Annotated in this window: 14 protein-coding genes; 10 read left to right on the top strand and 4 right to left on the bottom strand. The window is 54.1% G+C overall.

From position 1 onward, the window contains the following. The first annotated feature begins 92 nt into the window (after positions 1-92). From PSFL_RS15600 to PSFL_RS15570, 7 genes are all read left to right on the top strand, one after another. Complete coding sequence (locus PSFL_RS15600; RefSeq protein ID WP_397470230.1) at positions 93-1349, top strand: TolC family protein; 1257 nt, start codon at positions 93-95, stop codon at positions 1347-1349. Then, a complete protein-coding gene (locus PSFL_RS15595; RefSeq protein WP_397470229.1) occupies positions 1346-2830 on the top strand; it encodes an efflux RND transporter periplasmic adaptor subunit in 1485 nt (494 codons plus the stop codon). The genes PSFL_RS15600 and PSFL_RS15595 overlap by 4 nt, the downstream gene beginning before the upstream one ends. Continuing rightward, entirely contained in the window at positions 2827-5970 is a 3144-nt protein-coding gene (locus tag PSFL_RS15590) for an efflux RND transporter permease subunit (RefSeq protein ID WP_397470228.1), read from the top strand. The genes PSFL_RS15595 and PSFL_RS15590 overlap by 4 nt, the downstream gene beginning before the upstream one ends. Positions 5971-6325: 355 nt before the next feature. Further along, positions 6326-7492: an SAVED domain-containing protein gene (locus PSFL_RS15585; protein WP_054896103.1), complete on the top strand. Its 1167-nt coding sequence runs from the start codon at positions 6326-6328 to the stop codon at positions 7490-7492. Then, a complete protein-coding gene (locus PSFL_RS15580; RefSeq protein ID WP_397470227.1) occupies positions 7493-8743 on the top strand; it encodes a nucleotidyltransferase in 1251 nt (416 codons plus the stop codon). It abuts the gene before it with no gap. Beyond that, the gene (locus PSFL_RS15575; protein WP_397470226.1) at positions 8727-10511 is read left to right on the top strand and encodes a HesA/MoeB/ThiF family protein; all 1785 of its coding nucleotides are present in this window, start codon (positions 8727-8729) and stop codon (positions 10509-10511) included. Before PSFL_RS15580 ends, PSFL_RS15575 begins: the two co-directional genes overlap by 17 nt. Then, positions 10508-10990 carry a Mov34/MPN/PAD-1 family protein gene (locus PSFL_RS15570; RefSeq protein WP_138725967.1) on the top strand — a complete coding sequence of 161 codons (483 nt, stop codon included), beginning with the start codon at positions 10508-10510 and terminating at the stop codon, positions 10988-10990. Before PSFL_RS15575 ends, PSFL_RS15570 begins: the two co-directional genes overlap by 4 nt. A 28-nt stretch (positions 10991-11018) precedes the next feature. On the opposite strand, the gene PSFL_RS15565 is transcribed toward PSFL_RS15570, so the two are convergent. Next, complete coding sequence (locus tag PSFL_RS15565) at positions 11019-11567, bottom strand: 3'-5' exonuclease (protein ID WP_032901853.1); 549 nt, start codon at positions 11565-11567, stop codon at positions 11019-11021. 228 nt (positions 11568-11795) lie between these two features. On the opposite strand from PSFL_RS15565, the gene PSFL_RS15560 reads away from it, so the two are divergent. Together PSFL_RS15560 and PSFL_RS15555 are read left to right on the top strand one after the other, a co-directional pair. Continuing rightward, a complete protein-coding gene (locus PSFL_RS15560) occupies positions 11796-12434 on the top strand; it encodes an antitoxin Xre/MbcA/ParS toxin-binding domain-containing protein (protein ID WP_236530376.1) in 639 nt (212 codons plus the stop codon). 321 nt (positions 12435-12755) lie between these two features. Next, complete coding sequence (locus tag PSFL_RS15555) at positions 12756-13196, top strand: DUF6957 family protein (protein WP_397470225.1); 441 nt, start codon at positions 12756-12758, stop codon at positions 13194-13196. A 658-nt stretch (positions 13197-13854) separates the two neighbouring features. Here PSFL_RS15555 and PSFL_RS15550 read toward each other — a convergent pair. Beyond that, positions 13855-14820: a DMT family transporter gene (locus PSFL_RS15550; RefSeq protein WP_057440600.1), complete on the bottom strand. Its 966-nt coding sequence runs from the start codon at positions 14818-14820 to the stop codon at positions 13855-13857. Next, on the bottom strand, positions 14817-16025 hold the full coding sequence (locus PSFL_RS15545; RefSeq protein ID WP_397470224.1) for a tetratricopeptide repeat protein: 1209 nt from the start codon (positions 16023-16025) through the stop codon (positions 14817-14819). Before PSFL_RS15545 ends, PSFL_RS15550 begins: the two co-directional genes overlap by 4 nt. Positions 16026-16144: 119 nt before the next feature. On the opposite strand from PSFL_RS15545, the gene PSFL_RS15540 reads away from it, so the two are divergent. Continuing rightward, complete coding sequence (locus PSFL_RS15540; RefSeq protein WP_115129332.1) at positions 16145-17047, top strand: LysR family transcriptional regulator; 903 nt, start codon at positions 16145-16147, stop codon at positions 17045-17047. Positions 17048-17315: 268 nt separating this feature from the next. On the opposite strand, the gene PSFL_RS15535 is transcribed toward PSFL_RS15540, so the two are convergent. Next, positions 17316-18278 carry a bifunctional GNAT family N-acetyltransferase/nucleoside diphosphate kinase regulator gene (locus PSFL_RS15535; protein WP_170060064.1) on the bottom strand — a complete coding sequence of 321 codons (963 nt, stop codon included), beginning with the start codon at positions 18276-18278 and terminating at the stop codon, positions 17316-17318. Between the last annotated feature and the right edge of the window lie 572 nt (positions 18279-18850).

Genomic DNA, 18850 nt, shown 5'->3' with positions numbered 1-18850 from the left:
ACCACACTGAGCCTCATTCCGCGTTAGCGGGATGGCATATCTGCGCGCATGTCTTATGAAGCGCGCGGTGGATCATCACAGGAATCGTGAACATGAACTCCAACTGCTTTTGCACAGGTTGGTCCCTCGTGGCCGGCCTGGCGGCAAGCGTACTGGCATTGCCGAGCCTTGCTGGTGCATTGACACTCGATGAAGCGCTGCGGCTGGCCGAAAACAATGCACCGTCGTTGACCGCACAAGACGCCAAAATTCAAGCAGCCACCAGTGTGGCCATTCCCGCCGGCGAACTACCCGATCCCAAGCTACTGCTGGGCGTGCAGAACTACCCCATTGGTGGTGCCGACAGATGGAGCATCGACCAGGACTTCATGACCATGCAAGTGGTCGGGGTCAGACAGGAGATGCCCAACAGCGATAAGCGCAAAGCACGTATCGAGGTCGCGGATGCGGCTGTTGATCGAGCGTCCGCTGAGCGTCGAGTGGCGCGTCTGAACGTCCGACAGTCCACGGCATTGGCCTGGATCAGTAGCTACTCGGTTGAGCGTAAAGATGCGATGTTCCAGGACTTCTACAAAGAAAACCGTCTTCTGACCGATACCGTCAGATCTCAGATTGCGGGTGGCCGCGCCCAACCCGCCGATGCGGTGACACCTAAACAGGAAGCTGCCCAACTGGCGGAGCAGCAGGATGATTTAGTTCGCCAACGTGCACAGGCCCGGGCGGCCCTCAAACGCTGGATTGGCCCTGCTGCCAATGACAAACCGGCGGGCAGCTTGCCTGATTGGCCCATTGAGACCTCTGGATACTCCCATAAGCTGCAACATCACCCTGAATTGGCGGCGTATGTGCCGATGACCCGTGAAGCACAAGCCAAGATCCGTGAAGCGGAGGCGGAAAAGCAATCTGACTGGAGCTGGGAATTCGACTATCAGCATCGAGGCAAACAATTCGGTGACATGGTTAGCGTCCAGTTTTCATGGGATCTCCCGCTGTTTCCTGACTCTCGGCAAAACCCCAAAATTGCGGCAAAGCACGCCGAACTCAACCAACTTGAAGCTGAGCGGGAAGCTCTGTCGCGCGAGCATACCCAGCAACTGGAGGATGAGTTGGCCGACTACGAGCGACTCAATCGTGCAGTCACCCGTAATCAGGAAAGCTTGTTGCCGCTGGCTAAAGAAAAGGTTGAACTCACCATGGCTAGCTACCGTTCCGGCAAAGGTGATTTGAATTCGGTTGTGGCCGCCCGACGCGAACTCATCGAAGCCCGTCTCAAGCAGATTGACGTTGAAGAGCAACGTGCTCTCACCAGCGCTCGCCTGTATTTCTCTTACGGGGAGCCCGCTCAATGAATTTCAAAGTATGGAAAGGGACTTTAGTTGTCGGCATCTCGATTGCCTTGGGTGTTGCCGGTGGTTACTGGTTAGCCCAACCGCGAATGAGCGGAGTAGCTGGTGTCGTACCGGATCATGAACCCAAAGCCTCTGCCGATCGAAAAGTTCTGTATTGGTACGATCCCATGTACCCACAACAGAAATTCGATAAACCGGGTAAGTCACCCTTCATGGACATGCAGATGATCCCTCAATACGCAGATACCAAGGGGGACAGCGCTGCCATTCGAATTGATCCAAGCCTGACTCAGAACCTTGGTGTGCGACTGGCTAGTGTCAGTCGAGGCGTATTTGCCTCGACACTGAACGTGGTAGGTGTGCTGGCCTTCAACGAACGGGACGTTGCAGTCATTCAGGCCCGCACGGCGGGTTTTGTCGAGCGTGTGTATGCCCACGCACCTGGTGATGTGCTGAAAGCGAATGCCGCCTTGGCAGATATCTTGGTGCCGGAGTGGGCAGCTGCTCAGGAGGAATTTCTCGCCCTCAAGCGTAGTGGCGATGCTGGCTTGCTGACAGCGGCCCGGCAGCGATTGCGGCTAACCGGAATGCCACCTACGTTAATTGCTCAAGTTGAGCGCACTGGCAAAGTTCAATCGAACCTGACGCTGACTAGCCCTATTGGTGGTGTGCTTCAAGAGCTGAGTGTGCGTGAAGGTATGACGGTGGCCGCAGGCGAGACGTTGGCTCGTGTTAATGGTTTGAGCAGTGTCTGGCTGGCCGTGGCTGTACCAGAGGCGGAAGCTGGGTCAATCGTAGTAGGGCAAGCAGCTGAAGCGCGTTTATCCGCATTCCCTGGAGTTGTGCTCAAGGGCGTCGTCAGTGCGATTCTTCCGGAAACCAGTTCGGACAGTCGCACACTTCGCGTTCGAGTTGAGTTACCCAATCCAGATGGGCGACTCAGACCAGGTTTGACCGCACAGGTAAGCCTCAATCGTTCAACGGAGCAAAGTGTTTTGTGGGTGCCGAGCGAGGCCGTCATTCGTACCGGTCGACGTGCGTTGGTCATGCTCTCTGAAGACGCTGGTCGATATCGCCCGGTGGAGGTGCAGCTAGGCCAGGATAACGATGGCAAGACGGCGATATTGAAAGGCTTGGAAGAGGGGCAGAAAGTGGTGACCTCTGGCCAGTTCCTGCTCGACTCGGAGGCCAGTCTCAAGGGCGTTGTCGCAAGCTCATTGGACGTTTCGCCATCTACTATGCCCGTTGGCGCTTTGCATGAGGCCGATGGTCAGATCGTTGAGATCAACGACAAAGAAGTCACGCTCGCCCACGGTCCCTTCAAGACATTGGGTATGCCAGGCATGACGATGACTTTCCCTCTCGCCACTCCAGCTCTGATGAAAGGCCTAAAAACGGGCGACAAGGTTCGGATCGCTGTTAGCCAGACGGATGATGGTCTGCGTGTTGAACGTCTGGAACGCTCTGGGGGCCAGCCATGATTGCGGCCCTTATTCGCTGGTCGGTGGCCAACCGCTTTCTTGTGTTGCTGGCGACGCTGTTCGTCACGGCATGGGGGATCTGGGCGGTTCAAAGTACGCCCATCGATGCATTGCCAGACCTGTCGGATGTTCAGGTAATTATCCGTACACCTTACCCAGGCCAAGCCCCACAGATCGTCGAAAACCAGGTGACCTATCCACTGGCAACCACCATGCTCTCAGTACCTGGGGCCAAGACTGTGCGCGGTTACTCCTTCTTTGGCGACAGTTTCGTTTATGTGCTGTTCGAAGACGGAACTGACTTGTACTGGGCCCGCTCGCGGGTGTTGGAATACCTGAGCCAGATACAAAGCCGCCTACCAGCCAGTGCTAAGCCAGCCTTAGGACCTGATGCCACTGGCGTTGGCTGGATTTTCCAGTATGCGTTGGTTGATCGCAGCGGTGGGCACGATCTGGCGCAACTGCGAGCCCTACAGGACTGGTTTCTCAAATTCGAGCTCAAGACGCTGCCGAACGTTGCGGAAGTTGCCACCGTAGGTGGCATGGTCAAACAGTATCAGGTCCAGCTCGATCCGCTAAAGTTGGCGAACTTGGGTATCACGCAGTCTGAGGTGACCGAGGCGATCGGCAAAGCCAATCAGGAAACCGGTGGAGTCGTGCTGGAAATGGCGGAGACAGAGTTCATCGTACGAGCTTCCGGCTACCTAAAGACGCTCAATGACTTTCGCGCTATCCCGCTCAAACTGGGCACGGGCAGTGTGCCGGTCACGTTGGGCGATGTTGCCACGATTCAGTTAGGGCCTGAGATGCGTCGAGGCATTACCGAACTCGACGGTGAAGGTGAGACCGTCGGCGGCGTGGTGATTCTGCGCAGCGGGAAGAATGCTCGTGAAACCATTGCGGCGGTCAAGACCAAACTCGACGAGCTGAAAAGCAGTCTGCCGGCGGGGGTTGAAATCGTCACCACCTACGACCGCAGCAAGTTGATTGATCGTGCCGTGGAAAACCTCAGCCACAAGCTGATTGAAGAGTTCATCGTCGTCGCGTTGGTTTGCGGAATCTTTCTCTGGCACCTGCGTTCATCTCTGGTGGCAATCATTTCCCTGCCGGTTGGGGTGCTGATCGCCTTCATCGTGATGCGCTATCAGGGTATCAACGCCAACATCATGTCCCTTGGCGGGATTGCCATCGCCATCGGCGCTATGGTCGACGCTGCCGTGGTGATGATTGAAAATGCCCACAAGAAGGTCGAGGCTTGGCACGTGGCCAATCCTGAGGAGGAACTGAAAGGTGAACGTCATTGGCACGTGATGACTGAAGCGGCTGCCGAGGTAGGACCTGCATTGTTCTTCTGTCTGCTGATCATCACCCTGTCGTTCATTCCGGTGTTCACGCTGGAGGCCCAGGAAGGACGTCTATTCGGTCCATTAGCGTTTACCAAAACCTACGCTATGGCCGCAGCGGCTGGACTGTCGGTAACTCTCGTACCGGTGTTGATGGGGTATTGGATTCGTGGACGAATTCCCAATGAGCAACAGAATCCGCTAAATCGCTGGTTGATCCGGATCTACGAGCCCGCTCTGGACGCCGTATTACGTCGACCTAAAGTAACGCTGCTGGTTGCGTTGCTAGTCTTTGTCAGCGCGTTGTGGCCGATCTCTCGTCTGGGTGGTGAGTTTCTTCCCCCGCTGGACGAAGGCGACCTGCTCTATATGCCATCAGCTCTGCCTGGATTATCGGCGCAGAAGGCCGCGCAACTGCTTCAACAGACTGACCGTCTGATAAAGACAGTTCCAGAGGTCGAACACGTTTTCGGAAAAGCCGGCCGCGCTGAAACCGCGACTGACCCCGCACCTTTGGAAATGTTCGAGACCACCATCCAATTCAAACCACACGAACAGTGGCGCCCAGGCATGACCCAAGAAAAGCTAGTGGAAGAGCTGGATCGAGTGGTGCGAGTTCCTGGGCTGACCAATATCTGGATACCACCGATTCGCAACCGAATCGACATGCTGGCTACGGGGATCAAGAGTCCTATTGGGGTGAAAGTTGCCGGCACCAACCTGACGGAGATCGATGCCGCGACTCAGGCGGTCGAGCGAGTGGCTAAGGGCGTACCCGGTGTCAGTTCGGCTCTGGCCGAGCGACTGACCGGTGGTCGCTATATCGATGTGGATATCGACCGCAAAGCCGCCGCCCGCTACGGACTGAATATCGCCGATGTGCAATCCATCGTGGCCGGTGCTATCGGCGGTGAGAACGTCGGGGAGACCATTGAAGGGCTCGCACGTTTCCCGATCAACGTGCGTTACCCTCGGGAGTGGCGTGACTCGCTCGGCGCCCTGGAGCAGTTGCCGATCTACACCCCGCTAGGGAGCCAGATCACCCTCGGCACTGTGGCGAAGGTCAAGGTCAGCGACGGCCCACCGATGCTCAAGAGCGAGAATGCACGGCCCTCCGGTTGGGTATACATCGACGTGCGTGGCCGGGACATTGCCTCGGTAGTCGCCGACCTGCGTCGGGTCGTCAGTGAACAGGTCAAGTTGCAGCCCGGCATGAGCCTGAGTTACTCAGGGCAGTTCGAGTTTCTCGAAAGGGCCAACGCACGACTAAAATTGGTGGTGCCTGCCACGCTGTTGATCATCTTCGTGCTGCTCTACCTGACTTTTGCCCGCTTCGATGAGGCCCTGCTGATCATGGCCACTCTGCCATTCGCCCTGACTGGCGGGGCATGGTTCCTCTATCTGTTGGGGTTCAACCTGTCGGTCGCCACCGGGGTCGGCTTCATCGCCTTGGCCGGTGTTTCTGCCGAATTTGGCGTGATCATGCTGCTCTACCTGAAAAATGCCTGGGCCGAGCGTCAAGACCTCGGTGACAACACAGAACGCGGGTTGATGGCCGCGATTCGTGAAGGCGCTGTGCAGCGCGTTCGACCCAAGGCCATGACCGTTGCGGTGGTTATCGCTGGTTTGTTACCAATACTTTTGGGAAGCGGTACCGGCAGCGAGGTGATGAGCCGCATTGCCGCCCCGATGATTGGAGGTATGGTTACGGCGCCCTTGCTATCGCTGTTTGTGATCCCGGCGGCCTATCACCTCATGCGTCGTCGACACTTGTCCGTTGAGTCTGGCAAGCACTGACGCGTAAAAATGCATACAAAAGGGGCTGCGCTTGCAGCCTCGTTTGAGCTGCACAGCCCGTTTTCATCGGTCCTACGCGCGGTATGTATCGAAATTAGCAAGTTTATGTCTTTTGCATAAACTCGCTAATTTCGATACATACGCTGTGGTCAGTGCCGTTACCCACCTGCACTTGCCAGAAAAACGAACGCTGCCGCCACTGCGTTTCGATGAGCCACAAACAGCATCCTGCTCAAAGCCGACTCAGCATTCGTCACCCTCAGATCACTCTTGAAATCGAGGCGAATGACCTTAATATGATCTTATCTTGCCATCATCATTTTCAATAATGGATGTTTCTCTGGGGTAGGTCGGAATGGCAGAACAAGAAGACGCTAAACCCGCAAGCGGGCGTTTCAACACAAATGATGAGACGAAGCGGATCGTATGGACACAGACCGCTGGTCATTGTGAACTGTGCGGCACGGATCTGACGTTCGATTATCGTGCCGGCAAGCCAATGAAATGGGGCGAAGTGGCGCATATCCTGCCCGCCAGTCCCAAAGGCCCTCGGGGACGCGCGGATCATGATGCTGAGGCGCACACGAACGATACTGCTAACCTGATGCTCCTGTGCCCAGGCTGTCATGACAAAATTGATCGTGACGCAGACGGTTATCCTGAAAATGATTTGAGTGGTTTACACCAAGCATACCTAGAGCGCATCCGAATCGCCGCAACGACCCCTGATGGTGGCAGAGCGATTCCTCTCATTGTCCAGAGTCAGCATTTCCAGACGATCAACGATATTCCCGTTCGCGATCTGTTGACTGCGATGTCTGCGGAGGGATTAACCGCCTTCGATCAAGGCATCAAAATTGCCTTCCCTGCGCCCGGACCGCGCGGCAGGGACGCTGCCTATTGGCAGAACGTCAAAGACAGCATCCAGTATGAGCTGGAGCAGCAACTCAAGCGTCGCGGCGGCACCTATGGCGACTCGCCCGCGCTAGCAGTAGTAGGCTTGGCCGATATCCCAGCTTTGATGATGTTGGGCCAGAGCATCGGCGATCGTTCCAAACGCTTAATCTTCTCTTTTCACCGCGAGCATCTTTTGCGCTGGCCTGATCAGTCTGCTGAGCCGCCCAGTTTTCTGTTTACGCCTCCACCCAACGGCGATGGTCCACTGGCGTTGGTGCTCTCCATTTCTGCGCAAGTTCCAGTTCGCGACGTGACCGACGCTCTACCCGGTGCACGTATTGCAGAGCTGTCGATCCCAGAGCCAAGCTATGCGATGGTACAAAACCGTCGGGTGATTCATGCCTTTCGTGACGCACTTCAAATACGACTGAGCCAGCTTGAAGCTTCGACTCCTGACCCTATTCACGTCTTCGCCGCTATTCCTGCGGCATTGGCCATCGAGTTTGGCGCGTTGCTCACAACGCAGCATCAACATACGTACCTGATCTTCGATCGGGACAAAGAAAACCAAGATCGGTTTACGCAAACACTGCAATTGGGCTCGGTGGCCCAGGAGGCTAGGTAAATGCTGTTGAGCAACGAACAGACCAAGCGCAGCAGTTGGGAATATTTTCTGCTTCGCGCTGCGCGGGAAATCTCGCTGTCGGAAGCGCAGTACGAAAAAATTAATGACCGCTACTCCCAACTGGAAAAAATCCTCTCGGCTTCCGACAACCCGCTGCTCGCTGAGGCCCATATCTTTGTGCAAGGCTCGATGCGGCTGAAAACGACCATCAAGCCAATCCCCGGCGCGCCTGCGGATCTGGACACCATTGATGCGGACGCGATTATCTGGCTCCCTCACGCTCAAGGCGCTGGTGCGAAGGAAGTTCTAGAAGCGATTGAGCAGCGTTTTAGGGAAGGCTCCCGCGTTCAGGAAGAAGTTAAGCAATTACGTCGTGGCATCCGGATCGTTTATGCCGACGAAAATCCAGGTTTCCACATTGATGTCACGCCTGCCCGCGCGATCAACGGAAATGGCGAAGCAAACGGCGAGGGTAAGCTGGAGGTTCCGGATCGGGTCACAGGGTGGAAAGCAAGCAGCCCTATCCCTTACTCGAATTGGTTGCAGGTTGCTTCTGCCCAGGAAATCTCTTTGGAAAGCTTGGTGGTTGCCAAAAGCCAGCGGATGCTTGATGCCGCGACACAAGATCCTTTGCCGCATTATCAGGATTACATCGATCAAGATCCCCTGCGTGCGACCATTAAGCTGCTCAAGCGGCATCGCGATGAATGGGCCATCAAGACAAGGAGCGCTGATACTCGCCCAATATCTGCGGTCATCACCACCCTAGCTACGCACGCATACCTGGATGTCGTAAAGGAGTCGCAGTCGAAGCCTCTGGCACCGCTCGATGCAATTTTGGAAATCGTTCGCAGAATGCCGCAGCACATCGCGCATAGAGGTAGCGACTGCTATGTCTGCAACCCTGCCGATAACGGCGAAAACTTTGCAGAGAAGTGGAATCGACCGGGCGAGGGGCAAGGCTATCGTCAGGCATTCGCCAAGTGGCATGCGGACGCCAGTGCGTCTGTGTCATTAGGTTTGGAAAGTTTTGAATCCAATGATTCCTTTGCCGAGGCAGTGAAAAAGAATTTCGGTATAGCACCGGCATTCATCACGGCAGTGAACAATGAAATCCCTGCGAATTGGACGATGCCCGGCCGACCGGATGGCACTACTCGAAACTCTGCTTCGATGGGTTCGCTCTTCGGAGGGGCCAGCGGTGGCGGAACCTTTCAGTCGAGCGTAAAGCCAGTTGGACGCCTTGGCTGACCCTATTAAGACGCCATTGCAGCGCGGAATCGCCGCACTGCGAGACACCCTAGGTCAGGATGCTGCCGATGCATTGCTCCAGCCCGCACCCATGCGGGCTGACGAAGCGGCGTGCTTTCACTTCCCCTTGCCCATCGATTACACGGGGCAGGAGCGGCGACTGCGTATAGGTTTCCCCTCCAACTTTCCCCGCGGGCTCTTGCGGCTGAACGTCGAACCCTCTCCATGGCTGGTTTGGCCGCATGCCACCAAGTCGGGGCTTTGCCTTCATGGCTTTCAGGAGCGCCCCATTATGGGCTCCCCGGAGGTCGTGGTAGAGGACAGCCTTGCTCGCTTGGCCCAGATCGTTTCGTTGTCCAAGATGGGATCAAGCCAGGCAACGCGCGATATCGAATTTCAGAATGAGATCACTACCTACTGGTCTTTTCAGCACGGTCAGTCATTCCAGAACCTCTTACTGTTGGATCGACCTCAGACTGCCTCGCAGTTGTTTGCGCTCAGCGATCCGCGCCGAGCTGTGCCATCCGGTCAGGAAACGGTTTGGTTAGCATCGAACGTAGCTGCACTCAAAGGGCATTACCGACGGGTTGTCGGGCGCTCCGCTGTCATTCGCGCGGCCGAAACTCCCGGTTTTTACGTCAAGCTTCAGACTTATCCTGACATACGCACCCCGGATCCCGAAGATTTATTGCTGTGGCTCACGCCACACCTTCAACCAGACGATGCCGAGCAATTGCTGGCATGGTTTGAGCTGCATGGAACGTTGCCGAGTCGATGGATTGTTCTGGAGCTTCCAGGAGGGGCAGATGCTCCAACATATTGCCTCAATGTTCGGTCGCTCGGCGTACAGCGGGAGCGGGGGGCAAAGTTTGGCTTGCGTACAGCGCGCCGTCGGCCAGCTATCGCAAATGCACATCCTCCGGCGCTCGTCCGAGCAACTGCCCTGGACGTGCTTGATCGAGCGTCCATTCTGTCCCGCGATATAAGTGGCACTGCACAGCACCTTGAAAATGCTCGAGTCGTTTTTGTTGGCGTTGGCTCATTAGGCAGTGCGGTGGCAATACAATTGGCACGATCCGGTGTCGGCCACCTAACCCTCATCGATCCTGACACTTTGGTGTCAGCCAATCTGGGGAGGCACGTACTGGGAGCGGATAGCCTAGGGAGACTGAAAGCCTTAGCGTTGAGGGACAAGATTCTGTTAGATCTTCCGACGACAGAATGTACCGCTTATGCGACTTTTGCCGAAGTGGTGATGAGCAGCAAACCAGAAGTGTTTGATAACGCAGATCTGGTGGTGATCACGACAGCAGACTGGCAGTCGGAGGTCACTGTATGGCGAGCCAAATCAAGCGGCGCTCCTTGGGGGCTTTTACAAGCCTGGAGCGAACCGTATACACAGGTAGGCCATGCTCTATTCGCACCAGCCGGCACCTTTGATGGCCGTCAGTTGTTCACGGACGTCGGCGATTTTCTGCATAGATTTACAGAGTGGCCGGGAGGCGGTGTTGTTCCACTGCCCGCGTGTGGCGAGAGCTTTATCCCAGGCGGCTCGCTGGGAATGACCAATATCGCCTCCATGGTGTCGCACACGGCCTTACGCGCATTGACCGGCAACATCGCCACTGCATCTTGGGTCAGCAGCATTTACAGACCTGAAGATGTGCTGAGCCTAGGAGGCCAATACCATGGGCCCAAGCTGCCAGAGGGGGCGCAGCAGATCCTACTCGAGCGCGGATGGCCGGAAGATAAGGACGAAACGGTATGACGGATATCGCATGGCGCTGGCGATGGCCGAAGGTTAATTCCGAGCTGTTGGTGTCCCAAGCTGTCGCGGACATCTTGGATAGCCATCGGCAGGGCCTTTTTGGCGTGGAGCGAGGGGGACAGTTATTCGTCAACCCGGTTGATCCGAAAGGGTTGCTGCTGGCCTTGGCCACGTTGCCTCATCGCGCCGATCGGTCAGGCTGGTCTTGGCTAGAGTTGGATGCGGAGCGGTGCCGTCAGGAGATCCAGGCTGCCAACGAACAAGGGTTACGTCTGGTGGGCTATTGGCATACGCACCCCCAATCCGTTCCGGTGATCTCTCCGGCAGACATCGGAAGCTTCTCCAAATTTGCTGCACGTTACACGCAGGATCTGCCGCACCCAATAGCCATTATTGTCGGCAAGTCCGAAAAACCAGAAGGTATCAAGGCGTGGTCGTTCAGGGACGGCAGATATGTTGAGGCAACCTGGGTCAGATGAGCTTCAAGTCCGTGCGGTGGAACGCAGGTCAGCGTTTACCTTTACCCGCTAGCATTAGTGCGAAGAGCTCTGCCTGAAAGCGGGCATCATCCAATGCGTTATGGTTCGGTTCGCTGAGTGGCTTCAGCGCAGCGGTCATCTTGGATGATTTTGTTTCCTGCCAGCTGCACCCTACAGCTCCCATGAAGTAGGCCTTCATGTCGATAGCTGTAAAACCAAAGGGGTTGGTTTCCAGGTATTTGTGGAAGTAGTAATTGACGAATGACCAGTCAAACGGTGCATTGAGTCCTACGAAAATGACTTTTTGCCCCGTTTGGCAGGACGATTTCAGCCACTGATCAAATGTCAGCATCGCCTGTTGCGGAGCGAGGCCCTCGCTCTCCAGCTTCTCCAGACTCAGCCCCGATACTGCCAGCGCTTCGGGGTCGTGTTTCGGACTGTCAGGCCGCAGTTCAAGATAGATGGACGTTTCAGGTTGGGCTACAAGACAAGCTCCAATGGAAAGCAGGCTGTATTCGCCGGGTATAGGCCCAGAAGTCTCGACGTCGACGGAAACATAAAGCTCATCAGGGTGCATGTCATATCCTTTTCGTGTAGTTACCTGATCACGCTCAGGCTCTTAACCATGTGAAGGTGGAAAGGCAGGTATAGCCATTGCCACATTTTTTGCTGTTTCACTCGCTAGCCGGCGTTCGAGCAGCGGCAGTGCCTGTCTACCAGCGGATTGCGCGTTCCTTTGGTCAGCTCTGGGCCCAAGCATAATGATGTGTGTCATTCTCTGATGGCGGATGAGGGCCGGACGATCATGAGTGAAACTGAGCGCTGGATAGTCAAATGCCAGAAAACTGAGGACGGTACTGGCGACATCATCATTGATCTGCCTCAAGAGTTGCTTGACCAAATGAGGTTAGGTGTTGGGGACGACCTGGAGCTAACGGTATTGAATGGCACATTAGTCCTGACGCCCGTGCGCAACGCAACATCAGTGCGGCCCATGTTTGCAGGCGTCCTGCGTCAGGATGCCTATCATGCTTACCGCATGCGGCTGGAGACGCTTCTTCATATCGCTGTCAATGCTTCGGATCTGGACATTCACGACATGATAGTAGCTGGCTTCTCGGTCAGCCTGATCAAAATGCTTTGTGATGATGGAACCCTCAGCGACGAAGAACGCGACAGAATCATTCAACCCAAAACGCTCAAAACAAAACTGTCAGCCAATCAGCTTTTAACGTTGCATGAGAGCGATCGCCTGTTCCGGTTTGCACATATTACCGCCATGGCCGAGGTGATCTTCGGTGACAAAGGGAAGGCCAAACAATGGCTTTCCAAACCCAAAGCCCGTTTTTTGGGAGAAAGCCCATCGGCGATGGTCACTACAACCTTTGGCACACATCTAGTCGAAGAAATGCTGATTCAAGTGTCTGAGGGCATGTCATTTTGATTCAGTCGCAGCCAAACGGCTTCTACCGCTCCTTGAGTAACATGGATTTCATGCGCCTATACCGGCGTCGCCTTGCCGAATACGGCATGCACGGGCATCCATGAAGCACTAGGTTTCACCCACATTGGCACCTACCGCTAGGTAGGGATCACGCGCGGCAATGGCATAGCTGGGTACTGGCGCAAACCACTTTATCCGGTGACAGCTCGATAGAAATCATCCCGTTCAGTGAGATGAAGGGAGAAGACGGAACAGCCATGAGATCACCCTGCTGCTATCCGTCGGCATCGGAACCTGGTGATCCGCTAGGAGCTAAGCTGAATGATGCTTCTCGTTCGAATCGGTTTTTTTGATCGGCAGGAGGTACAAATGAATTTGGCAGATTATGTTTCAGTGCTTTCTGCGGGTGAGAAAATAGATGGTTGCCAACTTACCACCTCAGATGCTGTGGACCTCGCCAGTCTGCATTTTCCTTCCAGTGCCTATTGTCTTGTTGCTGATTGGGCAATATTGGATCTCGACATTACACTACGTCAGCGAAAAGCCATTACGGATAGACAGCTAATACCTGCTCTCGTTTACGCTTTGACCGTTATCCAAGACAGTAAAGGCCGCTTCCTGCCTGGTGATTGGGTCCGAACAACGCTGGGTGTTTCCTTCACCCATGACTGCTTATTTCGAACAAAAAACACAGTTTATGTGCTGATGGGGACCGGTCGAAGGTTGCGCACGCATTTAGACGTCGCACTGAGCCTGTGCTGAAAAAGACTATTTCCGCACAGGTGAGTTACCGGTCGCGCTCACATAATATTTCGGCCTGAATGAACGCTCTCGCTGATGTGTCAATCTATGTTGTTACCAATCGAACCCCGTATTTGAAGTGCGACCTGTCTGTGTCAATCTATGTTGCTGTTGCCTTTACCCCGAATCATCCTACAGACCCCTATTTACGGGAGGGGCTGAGTCAAACTATGTTGCTGGTAACCAAAGGGTAATCGTAAACATTAAAGTCTGTCTCGCTTGGAGCCTCCGTGGGCTCCAAGCGACGATCTTCTCTCCCGCTCCTTTTGTGCCGAGTGCTGCACCTTGCGGCTCACCTTCCAGATTCAGATTTACAAAAAAAATCGCGGAGATTGGCAAGTCGTAAGCAGATTTCTGAAGAAAAACTAAACGCGATCTATTGAGTACTTGATTAGTCTAGAAAAATTTCAGATACAAACACGGATTATCGTCCTGACGTTATGTACAGCCTGGATATTATAGGCGTCATAGCAACTGCGCATGGGAGCTTCGCAGGTTTGCTGGATAGCCTGCGTAGAAAAGGTAGATTGGTCCGAAAAGTAGATGATCTAAATGTCGTTTAGTTGATGAGCCTCTGGCTGTTTCGATAATTAAAACGGTAAATAACGTACTCAGTTTGTTATGGCGTACGTACGTTCTTCATCTCGCAGTTATATTGAGGGCGGGCTGGCCTATTGCAGATCATGATGCCCACTATAATCAGTGCGCCCCCCATAAATGTGGGAGCGCTGAGCTGCTCATCCAACAAAAGAGCACCCAGTAACACCGCCGTCAGCGGATTGAGCGCGATGAACACTCCGGCACGTGTTGCGCCGATCTGCTCGATACCCTTGTAATACCAGATGTATGCCAGCGCCGAGCCTATGGCACCCAGATACAGCAAGCTGGAAAAGTCGGCAAGCGTTAGAGCTCGCAGTGATTCCTGATTGAACTGACCCGTGACGATAGCGGTCGCCGTCAGCATCGCGGCCCCCGCGAAGATGGAGTAGGTCACCGTATGTAGGGCGCCGATTTCTTTGACTACCGACTTACCGAACACGCTGAAGGCGACCCAACTGAGTACGCAACCAAAGATCAAAAGGTCTCCGCGCCAGTCGTTTTTATCTACGATTAATGTGCCTGACGACTTATTGAGAATCACGACAGCCGCCCCTATCAGGCAAAGAAAAATACCTGCGGTTTTCATTGCAGACATTTTTTCTCGGAAAAACACATAAGAGAAAAGAGCCATAACGGCGGGATTCAGGGCTACGATCAATGACGCGCGGGAGGCTGCTGTGTAATGTAGACCATAAAAAAAACAGAGGTTATAAGTATAAATTCCGCAAAATCCCAATCCTACGATCTTGACTAGTTGCGACCGATCAAGCCGGACAAAGCTCTTTTTTAAAAAGAAACCTAGGAACAGTCCGAGTGTGATTCCGGCGAATATAAACCTGACACTGGCGGCTAATAGCGCGGGTGTGTCTGCGGATAGATACCGACCAGCGACAAAGGTACCTCCCCAGATCATTGCTACCAGAGAAAGCTTAAGATAGGTAAGGCTGTCTGGAGTAAGGACCAGAGGATGAGAATGGCTGGTCATGCAGGTGCCCTCTCTTCAACGATCGGTCGGGTCTTGAGCTCTATGTATTCGAGAGTCAGATCAAGGACTTCGCGTTGGGCACGGCTCCCTCCTAACAATGGCCACTGGTCTTGGCTGGTACGCAAGAGCGCCAGGCTTTCGTGATAACGCTTCAAGGTGAACAGTAGAATGCCTTTGAGCACGTCTAAGCCTGCTCGGTGCGCTTCGGGCTCGATGCCGAAGCCGTCGCTTTCGGCGATTTGCTTCTCGATGAGGAGAGTCTGATTGGTCGCAGAAAAGGCAAGCGCAGCATGGATTTTGTGAAAGTAAGAGGTTGATCCAGAGACGCTGCCGGTCCACAAAAGAGCGAGACGTTCCCAGATTGCGTTGAACTTGCTGTCTGTGGCTTTCAAACGCAGGCGCCAGAGAAAACCCACCGCATCCAGATCCTGCTTCGCGAAGGGGCTGTCCTTTAATTCATACAGTTCCTCGAACGCTTGGAGCGCCTGCTCGACCTCGTTGCATCGCTCGTGGGCTATAGCCATGTGCCAATAGACGTGCATGCGTATGCCGCTATTTTCGATCCAGTCAGGCTTGCAGTCGATCAGGAAACTCGAAAGTTCCTGCCAGCGGCCCATCTCATGCAGTGCGTGCGCAGTAGCATGGATGCCGTAGATGTTATGGGGAATCAGCCTAACCGCCTCAAGGCCCAGTTCAAGGGCTTCTTGGAAGCACTGGTCTTCACACAAAACAAAAGATTTTATTGCCAGGTAGTAGGAGTACAAGGCATGAGTGTGCGGTATGTGTGGTTCGCAAAACGAAAATTCTGCCGTTAATCTAGGTGTCTTACCAGTACAGAAGTCGAGCATGTGCACAAAAAAAATTGTGATGATGTCGGAGGGGTACGCTTTCAGGTGTTGCGTAAAGAGTGTACGTGCTCGCTCATATTCAAAGTTTACCCAAGCTATAAATGCCTTATGGATCAGTAACAACTCCGGGGGTAAGTTCGATCGTTGATGCATCCGATTGAGAAACAGTTTGAACTTGTAAAGTTCTTTCATCTCGCAACTCGTGATTGCATCGAATCCTAATAGAAGGTCTTTGTACAGTTCCTGAGTCTCGGTGACCGGCATCAGATGCTCGGGTATACCTCGCAGGGACAGGAATGGGCCGTTGATTTCAGGCCACAGTGACGAAATCCCATCAGTCTTCCATTGGGCGACCATAAAACAATCCTTGGATATAAGTTGGCGAAAAGGGCTGGCCTATCTCGTTATGCCTGTTTCATCTATGCTTACGCAAAATCATGGTCATATGAAAATGAGCGATTACTCATGGATGAAAAATGACGCTGACCCAATTGGAAATTTTTGTCGCTGTCGCAGAGCGGCGTGGCTTCACCCTCGCAGCCGCTCAACTGAAAATATCCCAATCTGCGGTTTCTCATGCAATAAGGGCTCTGGAGCAAGAGTTGGGTGTCGAACTGCTACTTCGGCATCAAGGCCAGATTGAACTGACAGACATAGGGGCGCGAATCCTTCTGCGTGTGCAACCTATGCTTGGTCTGGCGGATGCAATTAGGCAGGATGCCAGCGATGCCCGCAGCATGAAACTTGGCACCCTGCGAATTGGTTCATTTGGCCCAACCTCATCCCAGCTTTTGTTGCCGCGGATTCTTACAGACTACCGCCGCCTTTACCCCAATATTGAAGTTCATGTGAGCGAGGGGCCTGATCGCCAAGTGATGGAATGGTTGTTAGACAGGGAGGTGGACGTAGGATTTGTCACCTTACCTGAAGCCCAGTTTGACACCTGGCCTTTACTCGAGGACCAAATGGTTGCCGTGCTACCGATTGCGCACCCTCTCGCTTCAAACGAAAGAGTGACATTGGGGGACTTATGTTCTGATCCGTTTGTACTAACCGAGGCTGGTTCATCCGAACTGGTCTCGCAGCTCTTTGCTGCTGTCAAATTGAAGCCGCGTATTCGCTACAAGACCTCTCAGTTAATGAGTACCTTGGCCGCGGTGGCTCGCGGAGATGGGGTAACGATTGTGGCTGAGTCTTCGTTGCCCGACGATAGCGAGAAGCTTTATGTGGTTAGGACACTCGATCCGGCAGTCAGGCGCCAAGTCGGAATTGCGGTGCTGGATTGCAGCGAGACTACTGCTGCAGCTCAAGCATTCATTGAGTTGGCAGAGAAGATTTACCGGAGTCGTAAGAGTGATTTGAAGGGAAATGGCTTATAAAGAGGGAGCCCCTCCGGTCATTTCAATGCTGTCGAGCGGGTTGATTTGCTGCGCGATGCCGTGCTGTAGCCCAGCCTGCCTAGCTGCGCATTACCTTATTCCTATCAATTTCGTATCCAGCATCCTGGAGCGCCCGGCTGAAGGCTTGCTTCCAACCATCGTCGTTGATCGACGTCCAGACCGAGGGTACGGTCTTCAGGATTAAAAACGGTCCCGTTTGGGGCCCCTCGGGGCTCCAAACGACGTCCTTCTCTAGCAAAAGGCGCAATTACAGGTGGAAGTGGCCCGCCGCCTCCGGCTGGTAAAGCACTTTCCTGATTTCAATCCGGCGGGTCCGATCAGAAATTCGCCATTCGATGGCGTCCCCCTCCTGATAGCCCAGGATGGCGGCGCCGATGTCGGAATACACGGAATGCTTGCCTGCGGTGCTGTCCGCGTCTTCAGGGTAGACCAAGGCCACTTCGATCTCTTCTTCGTCCAGTTGCAGCAAGGCCCTAGAGTTCATCGTGACGACATTGCACGCCACCTGCTGCGGCTTGACGACAATGGCTCGTTCAAGCTCATGTTCAAGTTCAACAACGGCCGGGCCTTGCTCGAGCGCGATTAGGCTTTCGAGCCTGGCCTTGTCGATTTCAGTAATGTAGATCCTGGTGGCGTCGCCAGCGGCACCTTCGCGCAAGAGCTGGAGATAGCGCCCCGCCGTCATGGAAAATGACTTCAATGTCGGCGTTTCGCCTTCAAGCAGAAAGCCGCTGCGCAGAAAGGCGTTCAGCGAGCGCGCGTTGTCCGGGTGGATCTTGGCGATGAGCTTCTTGGCCCGCATGTCGAGGAAGGCCAGTTTCATGCCTTCGCGGATCGTGCGGGCGCCAAGGTTCTGGCCCCATTTATCGCTGTCTCCGATGACCAGGACTATCTCGCAATCTGAGCCGGTCTTGATCAGACGGACAAAGCCCACCGGGGAGTCATGTCGGTCATAGGCCATGAAGAATCGGCCGCCCTGGTTGAATAGATGGGTCAGGATCGGCGATTGAGTCCGATCGATGGCTTGCTCGATGGAGCGGGAGACATGACGCGAATCGCTCAGATAGCAGGTGACGCGTTCATCCTCCAACCAATCCATCAGCGTCAGCGCGTGCGCCCGAGTAATTTCAGGGCACAGCGAAATGAAAGGCTTGTTCATCTTCATCACACTTACTTGTAAAGGATGGAAGCCCGTCATGGCTTTGGCCATGACGGCTCTTTGGGCAACCGACCATGTTAAGGCATAACGCGGGTAATGCCGAACCCTGCCCCAGCCAAGCACTCTATGAAGCCGACAGCGCTGCTCCTTCTGGCCCTGGGTCCGACCCAGAGGAAATGTACGTGGATGTCGTATCATTACTGGGTGCAACAGTTTTAACTCTCTAAATTCATAGGATAAACTTCAAGTCCTCCAAAAGTCTCGATGAGTTGATCTATGCCTTAGCCGGATATTTTATTTGCGCTGGTCATCCCGATAAGTCCTAGTACTTGATCTGAGATTAACTACTTGCAGCCTAGCCTGACAGAATACTATTGACCGACTTGAACAATAGAAATGAATAAGATTTTTAATTAATTAACTCTTTTGAAACGATGATTTAGTAGACGGATCAAGGTGTTTGTTATCCCGGTCTCAAGGCTGGCATAACGCCATTTCGGCGTCGTTGGGGCGCCTTTTTTTGTGTTATGATCCTGCGCAACTTTGGGCTGGCACCAGGTTCGATAGCGTTTGTCTATTTTGCCGCGCCCCCGGTTTTTCTGGCTTGGCCGCTGTTTCGGGCG

Origin of the sequence: Pseudomonas sp. DD1, assembly GCF_044510355.1 — a bacterium.
Lineage (GTDB): Bacteria > Pseudomonadota > Gammaproteobacteria > Pseudomonadales > Pseudomonadaceae > Aquipseudomonas > Aquipseudomonas shahriarae.
This window is presented reverse-complemented; position numbering and strand designations above follow the sequence as displayed.

Excerpts from the sequence above, each read along its gene's own strand:
- PSFL_RS15570 (WP_138725967.1), top strand. The coding sequence starts at position 10,508 with ATGACGGATATCGCATGGCGCTGGCGATGGCCGAAGGTTAATTCCGAG.
- PSFL_RS15600 (WP_397470230.1), top strand. The coding sequence starts at position 93 with ATGAACTCCAACTGCTTTTGCACAGGTTGGTCCCTCGTGGCCGGCCTG.
- PSFL_RS15560 (WP_236530376.1), top strand. The coding sequence starts at position 11,796 with ATGAGTGAAACTGAGCGCTGGATAGTCAAATGCCAGAAAACTGAGGAC.
- PSFL_RS15545 (WP_397470224.1), bottom strand. The coding sequence starts at position 16,025 with ATGGTCGCCCAATGGAAGACTGATGGGATTTCGTCACTGTGGCCTGAA.
- PSFL_RS15565 (WP_032901853.1), bottom strand. The coding sequence starts at position 11,567 with ATGCACCCTGATGAGCTTTATGTTTCCGTCGACGTCGAGACTTCTGGG.
- PSFL_RS15535 (WP_170060064.1), bottom strand. The coding sequence starts at position 18,278 with ATGGCCAAAGCCATGACGGGCTTCCATCCTTTACAAGTAAGTGTGATG.
- PSFL_RS15540 (WP_115129332.1), top strand. The coding sequence starts at position 16,145 with ATGACGCTGACCCAATTGGAAATTTTTGTCGCTGTCGCAGAGCGGCGT.
- PSFL_RS15550 (WP_057440600.1), bottom strand. The coding sequence starts at position 14,820 with ATGACCAGCCATTCTCATCCTCTGGTCCTTACTCCAGACAGCCTTACC.
- PSFL_RS15590 (WP_397470228.1), top strand. The coding sequence starts at position 2,827 with ATGATTGCGGCCCTTATTCGCTGGTCGGTGGCCAACCGCTTTCTTGTG.
- PSFL_RS15580 (WP_397470227.1), top strand. The coding sequence starts at position 7,493 with ATGCTGTTGAGCAACGAACAGACCAAGCGCAGCAGTTGGGAATATTTT.
- PSFL_RS15555 (WP_397470225.1), top strand. The coding sequence starts at position 12,756 with ATGATGCTTCTCGTTCGAATCGGTTTTTTTGATCGGCAGGAGGTACAA.
- PSFL_RS15595 (WP_397470229.1), top strand. The coding sequence starts at position 1,346 with ATGAATTTCAAAGTATGGAAAGGGACTTTAGTTGTCGGCATCTCGATT.
- PSFL_RS15585 (WP_054896103.1), top strand. The coding sequence starts at position 6,326 with ATGGCAGAACAAGAAGACGCTAAACCCGCAAGCGGGCGTTTCAACACA.